Source organism: Collinsella sp. LCP19S3_B7 (assembly GCF_052121795.1).
Taxonomy (GTDB): Bacteria; Actinomycetota; Coriobacteriia; order Coriobacteriales; family Coriobacteriaceae; genus Collinsella.
The window spans coordinates 17,255-38,615 of the sequence record NZ_JBQKDO010000001.1; the positions used below are offsets into that span (position 1 = coordinate 17,255).

Consider the following 21,361-nt stretch of genomic DNA (forward strand, 5'->3'; position numbering starts at 1 on the left):
ACACACTTACACGTCTATACCCAAAATTCAGACTGGATATAGCAGATAACATGCCGATTGACCACAACATCTAGGCCTGATCGGGACCCGCGGCCTCCAAACCAATCAACCGGAACGGATCGGCCACGCCGCCAATCGACTTCTGGAGCTCGCGCTGGCGCAAAGAATCCTGCGCGGCCTGCATGGTCAATGCACGGCGCGCGTCATCGTCGAGCGACCGGTCCTGGCGCAGCTTGGCCTGGGCAGCCCGCATACGGCGCTTGATCGTGTAAAGCTCAAGCGTATCGAGCATAAAGACGATGTTCGTCTCGGTGGGATGCTTGCTCGTCGCCGAGATGCGCCCGGCGCTGACAAGCGAAGCCGCCTCGGGACACACCGCGCGCGCGGCGTCCATGCACGCCGCGGGATCGGTGCCCGGCGGCGTCGCGAGCACGGCCCACGCGATGGACTCGTGACGGGGGTCTACCCACTCGATCGAGCAGATGCGATCGGCGTACGTGCGGAATAGGTCGGGGTAGCTGGTGAGCATCGTCAACAGCTCGCGCTCCCCCGCCAGAGACTTCCGCTCCAGATCGGTCAGCACGATCGGCGTCGCCGGAACGGAAGCGGTCGAAGCAGACCCCGCGGGCGCCGCGTCCATGCCAGCAGGCACATCGATCGGCGGCATATCGTCGACGACCTCGACCGGCGCGGCCCCGTAGGCCTCGAGCGGCACATAGTCGTACGGTTCCTCCTCGACCGGTGCGGATACCGGCGGCGTCGTCCCCGACGCCCAGGCGCCGCGAGATGCCCCCTGCGGACCGGACACCCGACCGCCCGCGCCTCCTGCGCGCTCGGCCTGTGCCCGCTGGCGCTCGTAGTTCTGCTCGCGACGACGCTCGGCGTCCTCGCGTTTGGCGACATCGCGAAACACACGGCCCGAGCTCGAGCGTACCGTCTCCAAATCCAGGCCCAGAAGGTCGGCGATCTGGATAAAGTACGTATCGATCATGTAGCTATCGCGCAGCGGATAGATGAGCGTCAGCGCATCCTCGAGCGCCTTGGCGCGACCGCCCGGCGTGGTAATGTCGCTCGACTCCTGCAGTGAGCGGTACACAAAGTCCATGAGGGGCTCGGCGGCGTCGATACGCGCCTGCAGTGCCTCGCCACCATGCGCCGTGACGAACTCCATAGGGTCGTTGCCGTCGGGAAGCACCACGCAGCGCAGGTCCATCGAGTCCTGCTCGATAAACTGAATCGCGCGGCGCGCGGCCTTTTGACCGGCGGCGTCACCATCGAACATATACACAATGCGCTTGGCAAAACGGGTGAGCGTCTTTACGTGATGTTCCGTCAGCGCCGTGCCCAGCGTGGCGACGACGTTTTTGATCCCCGCCTCCCAGCAGGCGATGCAGTCGGTATATCCCTCCACCACGATGGCGGTATCCTGCGCGACGATAAACTCCTTGGCCCAGTTAAAGCCGTAGAGGTTTCTCTTTTTATGAAACACGCTCGTCTCGGCGGTGTTGAGGTACTTGGGTTGGCCATCGCCCATAATACGACCGCCAAAAGCGATGTTATGACCCTGTTCGTCAAAGATGGGAAACATCACGCGGTCGTAAAAACGATCGGTGAGCTGTCCGCGCCCGCGGCTCACGGCCACGTTGGCGTCGATCATCTCCTGCGGGGTAAAGCCCTTCTGCGACAGATGGGCCACCAACATATTGCGACCCGGCGCAAAGCCCAGGCAGTAGCGACGGCAGACGTCGCCACCCATACCGCGGCTGGCAAAGTACTCGCGCGGACGGCTGTCCTTACCGCGCATGAGCATGGTGTGATAGAACTGGGCCGTCTCGGCGCACAGGTCATAGATGCGGGCGCGCTTGGTGCCGCGATCGCGTTGCGCGCCGGTATCGTGCAGCTCAATGCCGGCACGATCGGCCAGGTAGCGAATCGACTCGGGAAAGCTCAGGTTCTCGCGCTTCATGATGTAGGTGAAGACGTCGCCGCCCTCGCCACAGCCAAAGCAGTGCCACACCTGTGTAGCGGGGATAATGTGAAACGATGGGGTCTTTTCTCCATGGAAGGGGCAGCAACCCCAAAACTCATGGCCGCGGGGCTTGAGCTCAACCGTTTCCTGCACAATGGCAACCAGGTCGGACGCAGCGCGCACCTGGTCTTTCTCCTCATCGCTAATCACGGATGCTCACCCCCTGCTCACCCAAGTTGTGACGGATATCGTCAATATTACCCTCGACGGTCGCGATAAGCTCGTCCAGCGAATCAAACACGCGCGAAGGACGCAGCCAACGCGTAAACGCCAACGAAACCGAACGTCCATACAGGTCGCCCGCATACCCGATCAAGTTGGCCTCGAGATGCGCCGAGGCGGCATCGTCGGCATACGTCGGCGGCAGGCCCACGTTGACGGCAGCAGGCCACACGGTATCGTCGACCAGCACAAGGCCCTCGTAGACGCCATCGGCAGGCAGCTGGATTCCGTTTGGCACCAGCAGGTTTGCCGTCGGAAATCCCATATCGGAGCCCTCGTGGCGACCGCGAATCACGCCGCCGCGCACCATATAGGGACGGCCGAGTAGATCGGCTGCCAGCTCAACGTGGCCCAAGCTCAGCTCACGTCGAATGCGGGTGGCGCAGATAGCCTCGCCGGCCTCGCACAGCAAATTGTGCCCATACACGTCAACACCGCGCTCGACACCCCATGCCTGCATCTCGGCAACGCCCGAGGCACCGCCGCAACCCAGCCTAAAATCGCTGCCAACGCGAATGGAGCGAATGTCGACAACATGCGCCAACAACTCAAGAAAGCCCACGTGGTCGAGCGACGCTACCGCAGGCGTAAAGGGAACAGCCACCACGGCATCGACCCCAGTCTGAGCCAGGGCATGCAGGCGGTCGGCCGTCGTCATCAATTTTTGAGCGGGCGCAGGGCTCACCACAACATCTGGATCAGGGTCAAACGTTACGACAACCGCTTTGCAGCCGTGGACGCGCGCATCGCGAATGACCGCGTCGATCAGCTCACGATGTCCCCTATGCACGCCATCGAACACGCCGATGGCAATCGAGGCGGCACCCATAGACTCGCAGTCATCAAAAGCATCAGCCAAAACGATGCGGGCCTCCGCCGCCGCGCCCACAAAAAATGTGCGCGCGAGCTCGCGAGGGTCCAGCATCATCGAACACCGCCGATCGCCTGCGGAAAGACGTGCTCCATCACAAAGCGACCATCCTCGATACGAGCCAAAGCCTTGAGCCCGCCATCGAGCACCAGCGCAAACGGTGCCTTCGACGCATCGAAGCCGGCGAGCGCGCGATCAATAGGAATACGACGACCGCACAGCAGATCTTCCGCAAGATTGCCCGGCAAGTCGACACGCGTGGCGCCGAGGGCCGCAATGGGGTCCAAGGCAAAGCCGGCAGCGGACTCGGGAGAAAGATCCTCGATCGCATGGCAGGCACCGATGGAGACAATGCCAGAAGCGGTACGGCGCAGCGCGGAAATATGCGCGGCACTATCGCAGGCGCGACCCAGGTCGCGAGCGAGCGCACGGATATAGGTGCCCTTGCTCACCGAGAAGGCAACGGTCCAAATGCAGGAATCGCCCTCGCCACTCACGGCGATCAGGTCGGCAGAATATACCTCGACCGGGCGCGCAGGCAACTCAACGGCATTGCCCTCACGTGCAGACTTATAGGCGCGCACGCCGTTGACCGAAATAGCCGAAAACGCCGGCGGGACCTGCATCTGAGGGCCCAGCATGGCGCTCAAGCGCTCACGGGCATAGGCCGGATCGCGCAGCTCGGGTGCAATGGCAACAGTACGGACGGCCTCGCCTTCCGCATCGTCGGTATTGGTCTCGGCGCCAAACGAGATATCGGCGACGTAACTTTTGGTATCGAGGGTAAGCATGCCCAGCAGACGCGTAGCCTGGCCCACGCCCACCACCATGACACCCGACGCCATGGGGTCGAGCGTGCCGGCATGACCGACGCGCCGCTCATGGAGGGCGCGCCGGCATTGCGAAACCACGTCGTGGGACGTGCAGCCCACCGGTTTATCGACGGCGAGCAGCATATTCAATTGAGAAGGCGTACGACGAGCCATGTACCATCCAAAAAGTTAAAGCTCGACGGCCACCGAAGCGGGATCCTCCCCCACCAGCTCGGCCAGCATGGGAAGTGCCGCGGTGAGCGTCTCGAAAATCGTTCCGTTATTGGTAAAGCCGGCGGCAGCGTGATGTCCGCCTCCGCCAAAGTTGGCCGCAATCTCGGAGACATCCATGTCGCCCTTGGAGCGCAGGTTTCCGCGCACCTTGGTATCGCCCTCGATGCCCTTAAGGAACAGGCAGACCTCGACACCCATCACCGAGCGCACCACATCGACCAAGCCGTCGCACTCATCCGAGGTGACGCCACATTCCTTAAGGTCGCTTTCGTACGCGTAGCTATACGCCACGCGCCCGTGCGCGACCGTCTTGATGCGGCCCATGACGATGGACTTGAGGTGCAAGAACTCGACGCGCATGCTCTGATAGACCTCGAGCGCGACACGCGCCGGGTCGGCACCGTGCGCCACCAGGCGCGAAGCCGCATGGAACGCAGCGGCATCGGCATTCTGATACTGAAAACGACCGGTATCGGTAACCAGGCCACAGAGCAGGCAGGTGGCGATGCGATCGCGAACGACAATGCCGCAATCATCCAAAAAGCGGTCGATGATCATGGCGCACGCCGCAGCATCGACACGCCTCAGGCTTACCTCGGCAAACTCCTCGCGCGCCGGATGGTGGTCAAAGCACACCACATGTTTGGAGCGGCGGAGCACGTCGGCCGAGTTGTTCAGACGCTCGACAACCGGCACATCCACCGAGATAAACAGGTCGGGATCGCCCGTAAAGCTCGAAGCCGGCACCAGACGATCGGCGCCTTCCATAAAGCGGTAAATACGCGGAACGGGATCGTCGTCTGCGAGCAGCAGCGCGATGTCCTTGTCGGGGAACGCCTTCATGAGCGAAAGACCCAAGCCCAACACGGAGCCCAGGGCATCGCCGTCGGGAGAGGTATGACCCGAGATCGCAATGGAGGACGCACCCTCGATAAGCTCAAGGATGCGTCGTTTAATATCTGCAGACTCGCACGAGACGAGGTCGGCGGAATTAGTCATCTAAAGCTGCCTCCTGGGCGGCATCCGCTATGGGATAGCCGTCCTCGTCCTTTTCGATCGCCAGCGTGGCCGGGACATTCTCCAGCGCACGCGTAATGCGCTCGGCCTCATCGGTCGAGCGATCGATGCGAAAATCGAGCTCGGGCGTGACGCGCCAGTCGAGCGAGCGAGCCAACAGGCTGCGAATGCGGCCCTTGGCGCTGGCGAGCGCCTCCATGACCTCATCGTAGCGGCTCGCATCGCACGACACGTACACGCGCGCGAACGAACGGTCCACCGCGACCTCGACCGCGGTCAGGGTGACCAGGTCGAGACGCGGATCGGAAACCTCAAAGAGAAGGATATAACCGAGCTTCTCGCGAAGCTGCTCGCCCAGACGGCGGGTTGCCTGCGTTTGCTTCATAGCGCTACCCCCTACTCGGTACGGGCAACCTGGTCGATACGATAACCCTCGATCTGGTCGCCGGGCTTGATGTCCTGGAAGTTCTCCAGGCCAATGCCGCCCTCGGAACCGCTCTTGAGGCTCTTGGCCTCGTCCTTGTAGTGGCGCATCGAGGCGATCTTACCGTTAAAGACAACGATGCCGTCGCGCACCAGGCGCACGGAATCGGTCGCGGCGATCTCGCCCTCCTCGACGCGGACACCGGCGGCGATACCGACTTTGGGCACCTTAAAGGTGTCCAGGACGGTCGCGGTACCCGTGGAGACCTCGACCTCGGTGGGCTTGAGCATGCCGATACGGGCAGCGTCGAGCTCCTCGAGGCACTTATAGATAACGTCGTAGCAACGAATCTCGACGCCCTCGCGCTCGGCAGCAGAGCGGGCCTTACCGTCGGGACGCACGCCAAAGCCAATGATGATGGCGTTGGAGGCGTCAGCCAGGACGACGTCGGTCTCGTTGATGGCACCGACCGCGGAGTGGATCGTGTTGATGCGGACCTCGGACTGATCCATCTTGTCGAGCGAGTCCTGAAGGGCCTCGATGGAGCCCTGGACGTCGGCCTTGATGATCAGGTTGAGCTCCTTGACCTCGGCGTCGGCGATGGTCTCGAAGAGGTTCTCGAGCGTGACGTGCTTCACGCGGCTCTGCTCCTCGATGCGGGCCTTGAGCGAGCGCTCATCGGCCAGGGCGCGCGCCTCGCGCTCGTCCTCGAATACGCGGAACTCGTCACCGGCGTTGGGAACGGACTGCAGGCCCAGGATCTCGACGGCGTCGGAGGGACCGGCCTCGGTGACGGCGCGGCCCTTGGGGTCGAGCATGGCGCGGACGCGGCCATAGGTAAGGCCGGCGACCAGCGTATCGCCCACGTGCAGGGTACCGCGGGTCACGAGCACGGTAGCGACCGAGCCGCGGCCCTTGTCGAGCTTGGCCTCGAGGACGTTGCCCGAGGCGAAGGTATCGGGGTTGGCCTTGAGCTCGAGCACGTCGGCCTGGAGCAGCACGGTCTCCAGAAGATCGTCGATACCGATCTTCTGCTTGGCCGAGATGTTGACGAACATATTCTGTCCGCCCCACTCCTCGGGGATGACGCCGTACTCGGTGAGTTCCTGGCGCACGCGGTCGGGGTTGGCGCCGGGCTTATCGATCTTGTTGACGGCGACGACGATGGGAACGCCGGCGGCCTTGGCGTGGTTGATCGACTCGACCGTCTGGGGCATGACGCCGTCGTCGGCGGCGACGATCAGGATGACGATGTCGGTCACCTTGGCGCCACGGGCACGCATGGCCGTAAAGGTAGCGTGGCCCGGGGTATCGATGAAGGTGATCTTGCGGTCGTTGATCATGACCTGCGATGCGCCGATGGCCTGGGTAATGCCGCCAGCCTCGCCGGCAGCGACGCCGGTGTGGCGGATGGCGTCGAGCAGGCTCGTCTTGCCGTGGTCGACGTGACCCATGACGGTGACGACCGGGGCGCGGGGCTTAAGGTCGGCGGGATCATCGTAGAACGAGAAGGTGTTCTCCTCCTCGGGGGTGATGATCCTGATCTGACGGCCCAAGTCGTCGGCAACAAGCTCGACAAGGTCGTCGGACATGGACTGCGTCATGGTGAGCGGCGTGCCCAGCAAGAACAGGCGCTTGATGATGTCGTTGGCCGGAACGTCGAGCGCCTCGGCAAGCTCCTGGACGGTAACGCCCTGGGAGACCTTGATGGCGTCGAGCTCCTCGGGGTTCACGCCCTGGGCCAGCGCCTCCTCAATCTTGCGCTCCTCCTGAGCCCTAGCGGCCTCGCGCTCGCGCTTCTCCTTGCGCTTCTTGCGGCGGCCGGTGGACTCGCGAGAGGCCTCCTCGACGGCGGCACGGGCCTCCTCGAGAACCTTCTCGCGGCTGTACTCCTCGGCCTCGCGCGCCATGCGGCTGTAGTGGTCCTCTTCGCTGTTGTGACCACCCTTGCGCTTCTTGCCCTTGCCCTGCTTATCGGGGTTGGGGAAATCCATGCCGGCAGCGACATTGTTGCTGGCGTTGGTGCGATGGCTGTGCGGGCGGTTCTCGGAGGCGTTGCGGTCGTTGCGACGGCCGCCACGACGATCGTTGTTGCCGCCGCGACGGTTGCCGCGCTCGGCCTTGGCCTTGTCCTCGGCGTCCTTCTTCTCCTTGAGCACGGTCTCCTGTGCGGCGATCTGATCGAGCAGCGAACGGAAGCGCGAACCGGAGTCGGAAGCGGGAACGGCGCGGCGCTGGGCCTCGCGAGCAGCCTCCTCCTTCTCGCGGGCAAGGCGCTCCTGCTCGGCCTTCTTCTTGGCCTCGGCCTCGGCACGGGCTGCCTCCTCGGCGGCCTGGGCGGCGGCAAACTGGCGGCGCTCCTCCTCGCGTGCCTTCTCGGCGGCGATGCGCTCGCGCTCGGCCTCGGCGGCACGCGCTGCCTCCTCGGCGGCGGCAGCCTCCTCCTCGGCCTGCTTGGCGGCCTCGACTTCCTGGGCGCGGGCCTCGATCACCGAGGCAAGCTGCTTGCGGACCATGGCAACATAAGCGTCCTCCAGCGCGGAGGAAGCAGACTTAGCGGGAATCTTCATTTCGGCGAGGTGACCCATCAGTTCCTTGGAGGTCATGCCGAACTCTTTGGCCAGGGTGGACACACGGACTTTTGCCATATGACTTCACCTACCCTTTCTGGCACCTTGGGTGCCTAGAGACTGAACGAGCGTGGGATGTGCGCCGGAACCTGTCCAGCGCAACCGCGCGCTAGATCAGGTCCTCCGCATCATCGAAGGCGTCGGTGTCGTGGACACCGCAGAAACGGGAACCGGGACGGGCCTGGTTGCGGCACTGGATGCCGTCCTCGGACACGTACTCGCAACGACGGGCGTCGTCATCCTCCTCGTCACCGATCAGGTCAGCGGCAGGCTCCTCGTGAACGGGAACGTTCTTGAGGATGTCGGCGGCAAGGGTCTCGGACTTAATGTCGATGTGCCAGCCGGTCAGGCGTGCGGCCAGGCGGGCGTTCTGGCCCTCCTTGCCAATGGCGAGCGAAAGCTGGTCGTCGGGCACGATGACGCCGGCATAGGCCTTCTCCTCGTCGATAAGGACGCGAGTGACCTTGGCGGGCGACAGGGCGTTGGCGACGTAGACGGCCGGATCGGCATCCCACAGGATGACGTCGACGCGCTCACCGCGCAGCTCACCCACGACGGCGCGCACACGGCTGCCCTTGGGGCCGACGCAGGCGCCCACGGGATCCAGGCGGTCATCGAGCGAGTGGACGGCGACCTTGGAGCGCTGGCCGGGCTCGCGGGCGATCGACTTGATCTGGACGGTGCCCTCGTAGATCTCGGGCACCTCCTGCTCAAACAGACGACGCATGAGCTCGGGGTGGGTACGCGAGATAACGATCGGCGGACGGCTGTGCTCGCCGCGGACCGGCGGAAGCGTGGAGTTGGGGTCGCGAACGTCAATGATCACGGCCTTGATGTGCTGGTTGTGCAGATAGCGCTCGCCCATGGGGCGCTCGTTGCGCTCGTTCTCGTAGCGGCGCTGATCAAAGTGCGGAAGCTCGGCCTCGACGCCTTCGCGGATCTTGACGATCGTAAAGTCGGGTGTGGACTGCAGTACGGTACCGCTGATGAGGTCGCCGATACGGCCAGAGAACTCCTCGTAGATCTGCTCGCGGGCGGAGTTGCGCACGATGGCGTTGATCTCGGCCTTGGCGTGCTGGGCGGCGATACGGCTGGTGTTCTTGGGGGTGACGTCGATCTCCTCGAACTCGGTGAAGTTGCCCTCCTCGTCCATGGAATCGTCGATCGGCTCCAGGCGGTAGACATAGATCTTGCCGGTGGTGCGGTCGATGGTCACCTTGGCGCCCCACTCAAGATGCAGGATCTCGGCATAGCTCTTGGCGAGCGACTGCTCCAGACGGTCGATCAGGTAGAGCTGGTCGATGTGCTTCTCCTGGCAAAGCTCCATCAGGGCGGACATCATGTCGGATGCTGCCATGTTAGTTTCCTTCCTTCGCGGGCTTGAAGTCATAGACTGGCTTCAACTTGCACTTTTTAACATCGGAAAAATCGAGGGTGACAGACTCGCCGTCCTCGAGCTCGAGGGTTACGTTGGTCTCGGTCGCGGCGGCAATCTTGCCGGAGTACTTGCGACGGCCCTCGGTGGCGGTGGAGGAAAGCTCGCAGTCCTCGCCCACAAAGCGGGCAAAGTCACGCGGACGGCGCAGCGGGCGCGCCATACCCGGGCTCGACACCTCGAGCGTATAGCTCGAAGAGATGGGGTCGAGCTCCTCGATCACGTCGCCGACCCACTTGGTGTTGGCCGTGACGTCGTTGAGCGACAGGCTCTGACCCTCGGCACCCTCGATACGCACACGCACGCAGGGGGCCTTGGTGGCACCCACGAGCTCAACGTCGACAATATCGACATCGTGCTGGGGAGCGACGGCCTCGAGCGCGTCGATGATCGCCTGCTCGGTCTTGGTCTTGACCATTGCGGCACCTCCATCCATACAAAAAAGAAGCGGGGCCGAAACCCCACTTCTTTCAATTACAACTTCATTTGCAAGCAAACTATACCAATACCTGCGAAAACGTGCAACTATCTCATAAACCCGCAGGTCAGCGTGGCCACAGCATCTCCACAAGAAATGGATAATTGGGTGTAGTCGCAAGTATCCATATCCAAAAAGAGGGACGACCCAGCCGGATCGTCCCTCGTCTATTGTGCATCAACTATATTCGCAAGGTTTACTTAACCACCAGGTTGACCAGCTTGCCGGGCACGCAGATGGCCTTGACGACCGTCTTGCCCTCGAGCCACTTGGCAACAGCGGCCTCGGCGGCAGCCTGCATCTCCTCGTTGGAGGCATTGCGGGCCACATCGATGCGGCCGCGGACCTTACCGAGCACCTGGACCACGATCTGCACCGTGTCCTCGATGGACTCGGCCAGGTCAAACTCGGGCCAGGAGGCGGTGTAGGCGTTGCCCTCGCAGCCGAGTGCCTCGTGCCACAGCTCGTCGGCCCAGAACGGGCAGATGGGGGCAAGGACGCTCACGATGTCCTTGGCCACGCCGTAGCACAGTGCCTTGTCGCGCGATGCGCCCTCGGTGGCGTTGAGGTAGGCGCTCGCCGCGTTGACGAGCTCCATGACGGCCGAGATCGCGGTGTTAAACTGGCCGCGATCGAAGTCCTCAGTGCACTTGGCGATGGTGCGGTGACGCTCGCGATAGAGCTTCATCGCGGTCTCGTCGAGCACGGACTTGTCGAAGGCAACGTTGGCATCACCCGACTGGACAAGCTGCCACACGATACGCCAGGCGCGCTTGATAAAGCGGTTGGCACCCTCGACGGCCTTGGGATCCCAGTCAAAGTCCTTCTCGGGCGGGGCGATAAACAGGATCGCCAGACGCATGGTGTCGGCGCCGTAGGGCTCGATAACCGAGCTCGGAGGCACGACGTTGCCCTTGGACTTGGACATGGTATCGCCGTTCTCGTCCTTGACCATGCCCTGGCACAGCAGGTTGGTAAAGGGCTCGTCAACGCTGAGCAGACCCAGGTCGCGCAGCGCCTTGGTAAAGAAGCGGCTGTAGAGCAGGTGCAAAATGGCGTGCTCGATGCCGCCGATGTAGTTATCGACGGGCATCCAACGGTCTGCCGCCTCGCGGGAGAAGGGCAGCTCGGTGTTGTGCGGGTCGGTATAACGCAGGTAATACCAGCTGGAGCAGGTGAAGGTGTCCATGGTATCGGTCTCGCGCTTGGCCGGGCGGCCGCAGACCGGGCAGGTGGTCTCGTAGAAGTCCTTGCACTCGGCGAGGGTCTCGCCGGCGCCCAGGTCCAGGTTCTCGGGCAGCGTCACCGGCAGCTGGTCCTCGGGCACGGGCACAATGCCGCAGTGCTCGCAATGGATGGCCGGGATGGGGTTGCCCCAATAGCGCTGACGGCTGATGAGCCAGTCGCGCAGGCGGAACTCGACCTTACGACGACCGCAGCCCATGGCCTCGAGGTCGGCCACGATGGCAGCCTCGCCCTCGGAGTGCTTACCGCCGCGCATGCCGGTGTACTTGCCGGACTGGACGAGCGTGCCCTCGGCAGCGTGGGCGCAATCCCAGTCGACGGTCTCGGCATGGAAGGTATCGATGGTCTCGCCACTGGCCTCGACGGCAGCGCGGTCGTCATCGTTCAGGATGATCGGGACGATCGGGAGGTCGTACTTGCGGGCAAACTCAAAGTCGCGCTGGTCGCCGCAGGGAACGGCCATGACGGCGCCGGTGCCGTAATCGGCAACGACATAGTCGGCAACCCACACGGGAACCTTCTCGCCGTTGACGGGGTTAACCACGTAGCGGCCCGTAAAGGCACCGTGCTTCTCGAGGGTGCCCTGGGCACGCTCGACGGCAGAGATATGCTTGGAGTCCTCGACGATCTTGGTCACGGCCTCCTCGTACTCCGTGCCCTCGACGAGCTCGTGCAGACGAGCGTACTCGGGAGCCAGGACAAAGAAGGAGACGCCAAAGAGCGTGTCGGCACGCGTGGTGAAGACGGTGATCTTGCCCTCGTCGCCCTCGATGGGATCGCCGTTGGCATCACACAGGGTAAAGTCGACCTCGGCGCCCTCGGAGCGGCCGATCCAGTTGGCCTGCATCTGCTTAACGCGCTCGGGCCAGCCGGGGAGCTTCTCCAGATCGTCGAGCAGCTCCTGGGAGTACTCGGTAATCTTGTAGTACCACTGCTCAAGGTCGCGCTTCTCGGGCTCGGTGCCGCAGCGCCAGCACTTGCCCTCGGTAACCTGCTCGTTGGCCAGAACGGTCTTGCAGTTGGGGCACCAGTTGACCGGGTTCTTCTTGCGGTAGACCAGGCCCTTTTCCCACATCTTCTCAAAGATCCACTGACCCCAGCGGTAGTAGTCGGGGCTGCAGGTCTTGACCATGCGATCCAGATCGTAGGAGAAGCCCATGCGCTTCATCGTGGCGAGCGCCTGGTCCATGTTCTTATACGTCCAGGCGGCAGCCTGCGTGTTGTGCTTGATGGCGGCGTTCTCGGCGGGCAGGCCAAAGGCGTCAAAGCCAATGGGGTGCAGCACGTCAAAGCCGCGCATGCGGGCCTGACGGGCCATGGCATCGCCGATGGTATAGTTGCGCGCGTGGCCCATGTGCAGGTCGCCCGAAGGATACGGGAACATCTCGAGCACGTACTTCTTGGGCTTGCTGGCGTCGGTGTCGACGGCAAAGAGGTTGGAGTCCTCCCAGGCCTTCATCCACTTGGACTCAATGGCCTGCGCGTCGTAGGCAGGGATCTCGTCCTTATGATCTGTGCAATCGCACATATCAGCTCCTTTAATCTTAGCTGGGGTCGGTCGGCTTGGCTTTATTCGCTACTGCGGACAGTCCTGCGCAAGACGAAGAGCACATTAAGTGCTCTTCTTTGCGTGCGGAACTTGTAGCGAACAAAGCCAAGCCGACCGACCCTAAGGTTAACTTGACTGATGATAGCAAATACGACAAGCGAGATGCCTGCGACTTGCAGGCATCTCGCTTTATCTTAATAACGTGGTTGGAACTCAACCTTTATGTGCGGCTCTTATCCTATCGATAAGACACAGACTGCTGCGAATCCTTGACGACTACGTCGTGGGCGCCGCCTTCGACGATCGAGGTCGAGCTCACCAGGGTCAGGCGTGCCTTTTTCTGGAGCTCGGGAATCGAAAGGGCACCGCAGTTGCACATCGTGGACTTGATCTTGTAGAGCGTGCCGCCCACGCCGTCCTTAAGGGAGCCGGCGTAGGGAACGTAGGAGTCGACGCCCTCGACAAAGCTGAGCTTCGCGGCGCCGCCCAGGTCGTAGCGCTGCCAGTTGCGGGCACGCGCAGAACCCTCGCCCCAGTACTCCTTCATGTACTGACCGTTGACGTTGACGCGCTCGGTCGGGCTCTCGTCAAAGCGGGCAAAGTAGCGGCCCAGCATCATAAAGTCGGCACCCATGGCAAGGGCGAGCGTCATGTGGTAGTCGTAGACGATACCGCCGTCGGAGCACACGGGCACGTAGACGCCGGTCTCCTCGTAGTACTCGTCGCGAGCGCGGCAGACGTCGATCAGCGCGGTGGCCTGGCCACGGCCGATGCCCTTGGTCTCGCGGGTGATGCAGATGGAACCGCCGCCGATACCCACCTTGATGAAGTCGGCACCGCAGTCGGCCAAAAAGCGGAAGCCCTCGGCATCAACGACGTTGCCGGCACCGACTTTGACGTCCTCGCCGTAGTTGGCGCGGATCCACTCGATGGTGCGCTTCTGCCACTCGCTGAAGCCCTCGGAAGAGTCGATGCACAGGACATCGGCGCCGGCCTCGATGAGCAGCGGCACGCGCTCGGCATAGTCGCGGGTGTTGATGCCGGCGCCGACCATGTAGCGCTTGTCGCCGTCGAGCAGCTCGTTGGGGTTGGTCTTGTGGCTGTCGTAGTCCTTGCGGAAGACAATGCCCATAAGGTGATCGTTGTCGTCGACGATGGGCAGGGCGTTGAGCTTGTTGTCCCAGATGACGTCGTTGGCAACCTTGAGGCTGATGTTCTTGTCGCCCACGATGAGCTGCTCACGCGGGGTCATGAACTCGGAGACCTTCTTTTGGTGGTCATCGCGGCTGGGGCGATAATCACGGCTGGTAACGATACCCAGGAGTTTGCCCTTGGGAGTGCCGTCGTCGGTGACCGGCATGGTGGAGTGACCGGTCTTCTCCTTGAGCTCGATGACCTGCTCCATGGTCATGTCGGGGGTCAGCGTGGAATCGGACTGAACGAAGCCGGCCTTGTGATCCTTGACGGCCTTGACCATGGCGGCCTCGGACTCGGGGGTCTGGGAACCGTAAATGAAGGACAGGCCACCCTCGGTAGCGAGCGCGACACCCATGTCGACGCCCGAGACGGACTGCATGATGGCGGAAACCATGGGGATGTTCAGGGTGATTGCCGGCTTCTCGCCGCGCTTAAAGCGGGTTAGCGGCGTCTTTAGAGAGACGTTGTTGGGGATGCACTGCGAGGACGAATAACCAGGGACCAGCAGATACTCCGAAAACGTGTGGGACTCACCGGGAAAGAACGTAGCCATGTTTCTCCTTTTTCCATGCGACCGGTCGGCTGCAGGCCTCGTAGGACCCAGCCCAACCTTGGGCGCCCAATACTGGGCAAGTATCTTAACGCACTTTGACTGCTACAATGCATGATTTAAGAAGAGCACACGAGGGTTTAACGCAGGCTTTGCGTTTGCCCAGCAGACACTTTAGCGGAGAGACGTGGAGCGCATGGAGTACAAGACGACGGCAAAACTGGTCATTCAGTCGTGCGACAAAGATCTGCCGGGCGTGTTCGGCCACGGCTGCGTCTTGCTGCTGCAGGGTATCGCCCGCGAACACTCAATCAACCGCGCCGCCAAGAGCATGGGCATGGCCTATTCCAAGGCATGGCGCATTGTGAACGAGGCCGAGGGGCAGCTGGGGTGCAAGCTCATCGAGCGCGACGGCGCCCGCGGGAGCTCGCTCACCCCCGCCGGCGAGCGAGCCATAGCGGCCTACGAGGAGCTGCAGGCAGAGATCAACGAAGTCATAGCCGCAAGGGCCAACGACCTGATCGACACCATCAAAGAGTAGCTAATTTGGGATGGGGCTTTTTTAGCTACCCATCCAGAGCATTCTTAACTCATAGCCAAAAATTGACATTGGGTAGCTAAAAAAGCCCCGTCCCAAATTAGCTACTATCGGAGGGCGTTATCGAGGGCGGCGGCTACCGTCAGGGGATCGTCGGTGCCGGCGAAGAGGCGGATGGTGTCCCCCTGCTTGCCACGTGGGGCCGAAAGACGCGTCGTTGCGCCGCCGGTAGACGATGTGCGAAACTCCCCCGGCAAAGCGTCGAACAACTCTCCCGCACTACGCTCGATAAGGTCAAATTCAACTGCCGGGCCAAAGCCATGCTCGAGGATTCCCGTTGCAACCGCATGGTCAGGATGCGAGCTCAGCCCGGGATAGCGCACGTTGCGCACCATCTCGTTCGCGGCCAGATACTCGGCCAGCGCACGGGCTCGATCGAAGTGAGCCTGCATGCGAGCGTTAAGCGAGGAAAGCCCGCGCTCCAGCACGTCGGCCTCCTCAGCAGAAAGATCGAGCGCCGACGCACCGCAGCCCGCAAACAACGCATGCGCGCACTCAGCCGCGGCATCCACACGATGGCGCTTGAGCTGCGATCGCGCCACCGAAGCGGCAACGAGCTTACGCGGGGCCTTACCGGCACACACGCGGTCGAGCGCCTCGAGCGACAGCGCAGCACCCAGCCGCAGCGGATCGCAGCCAAAAGCCGACGCCACCGTGTTATCCACCACGAGCAGCGCATGGACCTCGCGAGCCGCCCGACCCAGAGCGCGCAAATCGGGCACACGAAGGCCATGCCCGCCGATGGAGTTGACGAACCACCACAGGTGCGGCCCCTCGGCATCAAGCGAAGCATCAAAGCCCTCGGACGCAGCAGCAAACGCCTCGGCGGACGGCGAGCCCACCAGCACGACATCGCAGCCCTCAAAGCCGCAAGCAAACGCTTCGGCAAAGTCATCCGCAAAGGCCACCAGGCGATCGCCGGGGCGCACAATCCCCAGAAGCGAAAGCGCCGCCGGCACATGCGAGGCTGCAACCAGTCGCGCCTCGCGCGCGCCAGCCCTTGCAGCCCAGGCCTCTTCTAGCTGTTGTGCGTCCACGTGACACCGTCCCTTCAAAACAAAAGCCCACGATGCGGATGTTTCCCGCATCGTGGGCAACGGCTGAAGTATAGCGCCGATATGCGACGAGTCGCCTAGATGTTGGGCGCGTGGTAGGTCACGTTCGCACCCGGAGCGTCAACGGTCACGCCATAGTCCTCGGGATAGATGCGCGTCGAGAACACGAGCGCGCCATCGTTCACAAGCACCTCGACCGACGAGACATCGCCAACAATGCGTACCTTTTTGCACAACAAAAAAGGCGACCGCCCGCGAGGACGATCGCCTTTATTGCTTCTTGTGTTGTTCGTGCTAGGCGCGAGTCTTAATCTCCTCGGTCACCTTAGCAACAAACTCGTCAACGCTCATCGGGACGGTCTCGTTGGAGCGATCGCGGACGGAGATGTTGCTGGCCTCGACCTCTTTCTCGCCCAGGATGAGCATGTAGGGCACGCGGTCAATGGAGCGGGCCTCGCGGATCTTGTAGCCGATCTTCTCGTCGCGGTCGTCGCAGACCACGCGAATGCCGGCCTCTTCCAGCTTGGCGCACACCTCGTGGGCATAGTCGCGGCTCTTCTCGGAAACCGGAAGTGCCTTGACCTGCACGGGAGCCAGCCAGGTGGGAAACTTGCCCGCAAAGTGCTCGATCAGAATGCCAATAAAGCGCTCGATGGAGCCAAAGCACACGCGGTGCAGCATGATGGGGCGCTTCTTGGTGCCGTCGGCGTCCACGTACTCCAGGTCAAAGTTGAGCGGCATCTGGAAGTCGAGCTGAACGGTACCGCACTGCCAGGTACGGCCGAGCGAGTCCTCCAGGTGGAAGTCGATCTTGGGGCCATAGAAGGCGCCGTCGCCCTCGTTAACCTCGTAGTCCATGTGCAGCTGCTCCAGAGCGGTGCGCAGGCCCTCCTCGGCGCGAGCCCAGTCCTCGTCGGAGCCCATGGAGTCCTCGGGGCGGGTGGAAAGCTCTACGTGGTACTTAAAGCCAAACTTTTGGTACACGGAGTCGATGAGGTTGACCACGCCCACGATCTCGTCGGTCAGCTGGTCGGGACGCACAAACAGGTGGGCGTCGTCCTGGTTAAAGCAGCGCACGCGGAACAGGCCGTGCAGGGCGCCGCGCAGCTCGTGTCGGTGCACCAGGCCAATCTCGCCGGCGCGAATGGGCAGCTCACGGTAGGAGTGCGGCTTGGAGGCGTACACCAGCACGCCGCCCGGGCAGTTCATGGGCTTAATGCAGTACTCTTCGTCGTCAATGACGGTGGAGTACATGTTGTCCTTGTAGTGGTCCCAGTGGCCCGAGGTCTTCCACAGCTGCTTGTTCATGATGAGCGGCGTGGAAATCTCCACGTAGCCGGCCTTGTGGTGGATCTCGCGCCAGTAGTCCAGCAGCGTGTTCTTAAGGATCATGCCGTTGGGCAGGAAGAACGGGAAGCCGGGGGCCTCGTCGCGCATCATAAAGAGGTCCATCTCGCGGCCGATCTTGCGGTGGTCGCGCTTCTTGGCCTCCTCCAGCATGTGCATGTGCTCGTCGAGCTCTTCCTTGGTGGCAAAGGCGACGCCGTTGATGCGGGTGAGCATCTTGTTGTCCTTGTCACCCTTCCAGTAGGCGCCCGAGACGCCGGTGAGCTTAAAGGCCTTGAGGGCCTTGGTGTAGCAGATATGGGGGCCGACACACATGTCGATGTAGTCGCCCTGCTGGTAGAAGGTGATGCGGGCGTCGTCGTCCAGGTCGCCGATGTGCTCGACCTTGTACTTCTCGCCGCGCTCCTCCATAAGGGCGATGGCCTCAGCACGGGGCTTCTCGTACACGGTGAACTTGAGGTTCTCCTTGCAGATCTTCTTCATCTCGGCCTCGATCGCGGGGAAATCGTCCTCGCTGATCTTGACGCCCTCGGGCAGGTCGACGTCGTAGTAAAAGCCGTTGTCGGTCGCGGGGCCGTAGGCAAAATCGGCCTGGGGGTACAGGCGCTTGATGGCCTGCGCCATGATATGCGCGGCGGAGTGGCGGATGACGTGCGTGACCTCGTCCTGCGGGAGCTCGGCCACCGAACCGTCATTGTAGAGTGCCTTCATGGGTATGTTTTCTCCTCTCGGATGCCTGGTGCAAGTGCTGCTTGGCGCCGTGCGGTGTGCATTGCGCTTACCGGCGCGTGCGTTTTGACTTGCATCATTATAGGCAGGTTACCTAGGTATACAAGCGCCCGCCGCACCTTAATGGCACGGCGGGCGAATTTCTACGCATGCTTCATCGTGTGGGGGCGGGGCTGCGTGCGGCTTGCGCGCGGCGCGCGGGGCCCGTGGCTTGCGGCCGGCCCGGCGATGGATGCGCTACTGGATGCGAGTTCGGCAGTAGGGGCAGACCTTCCAGTGTGCGTCGAGCGGGCGATGGCAGCTGGGGCACACGTTGCGAACCTGGGTGTCGCACACCGGGCAGACCACAAAGTCCTTCTCGATGGGCGCACCGCACTGCGGGCAGGTGCCGTACTGGGCAAGCTGGCGCTCGCGCAGGGCCATGTCCAGCTCCTGCTCCTCGCGGTCGGCCGCATAGGAGTGCGGGCGCAGGACCAGGTAGGCGATGAGGCCTACAAACGGGATGAGGGCAATAATGCCCCAGGCCACGTAGGCACTGGCGCCGCGGCGGCGGGCGTCAATAAACACATAGACGACCGACAGCACGTACAGGGCGATGATAAAGCCAACAAAGGCATAGATGACGCCCATAAGCTGCGGCGACATGAGCTCAGAGATGTACTTGGACATTACGGATACCTTTCGGGGTAGTTACAACTCGAGTTAGTGTAACACGGGGGTTAACGATTTGGCAGGTCACAGGCATGGGCGGATAGAAACATCTCAATCTGTAACAGGTGAGAGCGAAATCCGGGTCCTGATGTTACAGAATTAGACAAACCGTTCTCTCCCCGACTACAATCTCGATCTGTAACATCTTGGCTCCAGAATCAGTCCCTACTGTTACAGATCAAGATGAACGGTGAGCCCTCCGTTAAATATCTCAATCTGTAACAACTAGGGGCCAGAACCCCTTCTATCTGTTACAGATCAAGACAAAGGAAAATGTCCAATCTCAATATCTCAATCTGTAACAACAACTCGGCAAAAACAGGTCTAGCTGTTACAGATTTAGACATTCGAAACCGACTGATGGGTTCATCTAAATCTGTAACAGCTAGACCCCAAAACGGTCCCGAGATGTTACAGATCGAGAAAGATGACCTCTCCCTGACTTTAAATCTCAATCTGTAACACATAGGACCGATTTTCTACTCTTACTGTTACAAATCAAGACAAACAGAGGGCCCGCCTGGCAAACGTCTCGATCCGTAACATCTGGAACCCAACTCTTCTGATTACCGTTACAGAACGAGACAAACCTTTGACAACAGGGGTGCCAGACGAGGTCACCGATTGACCTGAGTCTCCCCTCGCCTGCCGTTGGCGGATGCAGCGGGGCTGTTCGCCGCATTGCCGCTGCGCGGGGGATGCGCACACCGTAGGATAGCCTTATTGACAGCCTGTCAACTCGTCTTGGAGGCACTGTGACGGAAACGTTTGATATCGCGATTGTGGGCGCGGGCATCACCGGATGCGCCATCGCGCGGCAGCTCGCACGCTATGACCTGTCCATCTGCGTGGTCGAGGCGGCCAACGACATTGCCCTGGGCGCGTCGAAGGCCAACGGCGGCCTGGTGCACGCCGGCTACGATCCGGCGCCGGGCACGGTTAAGGCCCAGGTCAACGCCCGCGGCTGCGAGCTATATGGCACGTGGGCCCAGGAGCTGGGCTTTTTGTTTTGCCGCACCGGGTCCATGGTGCTGGTCTTTAGCGACCAAGACCGCGCGCAGCTGGAGCAGCTGCAAAGCAACGGGCTGGCAAACGGCGTACCCGAGTTGGCGATCATCGGGGCCGAGCGCATCCACGAGCTGGAGCCGCGCGCCAGCGCCCAGGCCACGTGCGCACTGTGGTGTCCCTCGACCGGCTATGTCGATCCGTTTGAGGTCGCCATCGCCGCGATGGAAAACGCGGTCGCCAACGGCGTGACGTTTGTGCGCTCCGCACCGGTGGAGACGATCGAGGTAGCTCCCGGCGCTGGCGACAGGAGCGGTGACGGGACCGCTCGTTTTACGCTGGTGACACCGGCCGGTGATGTGCGCTGCCGCTATTTGATTAACGCGGCGGGCAACGGCGCCGCAGACATCTCGCATATGGCGGGCGCCGAGGAGTTCCAGATGGTCTGGCGCCAGGGCAACATTGTGGTACTGGACAAGGAGCCGCGCGCACTCATGCCGCTCTACCCCGTTCCCACGCCGGTTTCCAAGGGCGTCATCGTTACGGGCACCGTCCACGGCAACACGGTGATCACCGCGACCGCCGCCGTGCGCGAGCCCGGCGACACGCAGACCTATGCGAGCGATATCGACGCGCTGCTGGGCGGCGCGCGCAAGCTGGTGCCCGATCTGGATACGCGCCGCGTGGTGCGAGCGTTTGCCGGCGGGCGTCCGGTCATTAAGGGAACGAACGACTTTTTTATTGGACAGTCCGCCGTGGTGCCGGGGCTGTTCCAGGCGGCGGGCATTCAGTCGCCGGGCGTAGCGAGCGCTCCGGCCATTGCCGAGCGCATGGAGCAGGTGCTGCGCGAGGCGGGCGTTGCTTTGCGCGAGCGGGCCGATTGGGATCCGATTCGTCGCGCGCCGGACGACTTTGACCGCGCGCCGCTTGCGCGCAAGGAAGAGCTGATCGAGTCCGACCCCGCGTGGGGGCAGATCGTCTGCCGCTGCGAGACGGTGCCCGAGGCCGAGATCGTGGCCGCGATCCGACGCCGCCCGGGTGCGGTCTCGGTCGAGGGCGTCAAACGCCGTTGCCGCGCCGGCATGGGTCGGTGCCAGAGCGGCTTTTGCCAGAGCCGCGTGGTGGCGATTCTGGCCCGCGAGCTGGGCTGCGATCCCAGCGAGGTGCTGCTGGAGGACACTGGCTCCTGGCTGGTAGAGGGACCGTTGAAGGGGGTGCGCTAG

General features: G+C 62.4%; 16 protein-coding genes. 2 read left to right on the forward strand and 14 right to left on the reverse strand.

Annotated elements, in window-relative coordinates:
* Nucleotides 1-70 precede the first annotated feature (70 nt).
* The 10 genes from dnaG to ACTQW0_RS00135 form a co-directional block, all read right to left on the reverse strand.
* On the reverse strand, nt 71-2,179 hold the full coding sequence (gene dnaG / locus ACTQW0_RS00090; RefSeq protein WP_441566325.1) for a DNA primase: 2,109 nt from the start codon (nt 2,177-2,179) through the stop codon (nt 71-73).
* Complete coding sequence (gene ribF, locus ACTQW0_RS00095; RefSeq protein WP_441566327.1) at nt 2,172-3,179, reverse strand: riboflavin biosynthesis protein RibF; 1,008 nt, start codon at nt 3,177-3,179, stop codon at nt 2,172-2,174. The genes dnaG and ribF overlap by 8 nt, the downstream gene beginning before the upstream one ends.
* Entirely contained in the window at nt 3,176-4,108 is a 933-nt protein-coding gene (gene truB / locus ACTQW0_RS00100; RefSeq protein WP_441566329.1) for a tRNA pseudouridine(55) synthase TruB, read from the reverse strand. The genes ribF and truB overlap by 4 nt, the downstream gene beginning before the upstream one ends.
* 15 nt (nt 4,109-4,123) lie before the next feature.
* Nucleotides 4,124-5,167, reverse strand: coding sequence for a DHH family phosphoesterase (locus ACTQW0_RS00105; protein ID WP_441566331.1), 1,044 nt, complete (start codon nt 5,165-5,167; stop codon nt 4,124-4,126).
* Complete coding sequence (gene rbfA / locus ACTQW0_RS00110) at nt 5,160-5,570, reverse strand: 30S ribosome-binding factor RbfA (protein WP_006234038.1); 411 nt, start codon at nt 5,568-5,570, stop codon at nt 5,160-5,162. Before rbfA ends, ACTQW0_RS00105 begins: the two co-directional genes overlap by 8 nt.
* Nucleotides 5,571-5,581: 11 nt before the next feature.
* The gene (infB, locus tag ACTQW0_RS00115; RefSeq protein ID WP_441033496.1) at nt 5,582-8,257 is read right to left on the reverse strand and encodes a translation initiation factor IF-2; all 2,676 of its coding nucleotides are present in this window, start codon (nt 8,255-8,257) and stop codon (nt 5,582-5,584) included.
* A gap of 91 nt (nt 8,258-8,348) precedes the next feature.
* Nucleotides 8,349-9,596: a transcription termination factor NusA gene (gene nusA, locus ACTQW0_RS00120; protein WP_154515419.1), complete on the reverse strand. Its 1,248-nt coding sequence runs from the start codon at nt 9,594-9,596 to the stop codon at nt 8,349-8,351.
* Between the two features lies 1 nt (nt 9,597).
* Nucleotides 9,598-10,092 carry a ribosome maturation factor RimP gene (gene rimP, locus ACTQW0_RS00125; protein WP_441033500.1) on the reverse strand — a complete coding sequence of 165 codons (495 nt, stop codon included), beginning with the start codon at nt 10,090-10,092 and terminating at the stop codon, nt 9,598-9,600.
* Nucleotides 10,093-10,348: 256 nt separating this feature from the next.
* Nucleotides 10,349-12,925 carry a leucine--tRNA ligase gene (leuS, locus tag ACTQW0_RS00130; protein WP_441566333.1) on the reverse strand — a complete coding sequence of 859 codons (2,577 nt, stop codon included), beginning with the start codon at nt 12,923-12,925 and terminating at the stop codon, nt 10,349-10,351.
* A gap of 259 nt (nt 12,926-13,184) precedes the next feature.
* Nucleotides 13,185-14,696, reverse strand: a complete 1,512-nt coding sequence (locus tag ACTQW0_RS00135) for an IMP dehydrogenase (RefSeq protein WP_154515410.1) — start codon at nt 14,694-14,696, stop codon at nt 13,185-13,187.
* A gap of 193 nt (nt 14,697-14,889) precedes the next feature.
* Between ACTQW0_RS00135 and ACTQW0_RS00140 the strand changes: the two genes are divergently transcribed.
* The gene (locus tag ACTQW0_RS00140) at nt 14,890-15,234 is read left to right on the forward strand and encodes a winged helix-turn-helix domain-containing protein (protein ID WP_427719637.1); all 345 of its coding nucleotides are present in this window, start codon (nt 14,890-14,892) and stop codon (nt 15,232-15,234) included.
* 104 nt (nt 15,235-15,338) lie between these two features.
* Here ACTQW0_RS00140 and ACTQW0_RS00145 read toward each other — a convergent pair whose 3' ends face one another.
* The 4 genes from ACTQW0_RS00145 to ACTQW0_RS00160 all read right to left on the reverse strand — a co-directional run bounded on the left by ACTQW0_RS00145 (nt 15,339) and on the right by ACTQW0_RS00160 (nt 19,091).
* A complete protein-coding gene (locus tag ACTQW0_RS00145) occupies nt 15,339-16,328 on the reverse strand; it encodes a PLP-dependent transferase (protein WP_441566335.1) in 990 nt (329 codons plus the stop codon).
* Nucleotides 16,329-16,423: 95 nt separating this feature from the next.
* On the reverse strand, nt 16,424-16,585 hold the full coding sequence (locus ACTQW0_RS00150; RefSeq protein WP_441566337.1) for a GH32 C-terminal domain-containing protein: 162 nt from the start codon (nt 16,583-16,585) through the stop codon (nt 16,424-16,426).
* 55 nt (nt 16,586-16,640) lie between these two features.
* Nucleotides 16,641-18,404: a threonine--tRNA ligase gene (thrS, locus tag ACTQW0_RS00155; RefSeq protein ID WP_441566339.1), complete on the reverse strand. Its 1,764-nt coding sequence runs from the start codon at nt 18,402-18,404 to the stop codon at nt 16,641-16,643.
* Between the two features lie 255 nt (nt 18,405-18,659).
* Complete coding sequence (locus ACTQW0_RS00160) at nt 18,660-19,091, reverse strand: double zinc ribbon domain-containing protein (RefSeq protein ID WP_006234085.1); 432 nt, start codon at nt 19,089-19,091, stop codon at nt 18,660-18,662.
* A gap of 797 nt (nt 19,092-19,888) precedes the next feature.
* On the opposite strand from ACTQW0_RS00160, the gene ACTQW0_RS00165 reads away from it, so the two are divergent.
* On the forward strand, nt 19,889-21,361 hold the full coding sequence (locus ACTQW0_RS00165; RefSeq protein ID WP_441566341.1) for an NAD(P)/FAD-dependent oxidoreductase: 1,473 nt from the start codon (nt 19,889-19,891) through the stop codon (nt 21,359-21,361).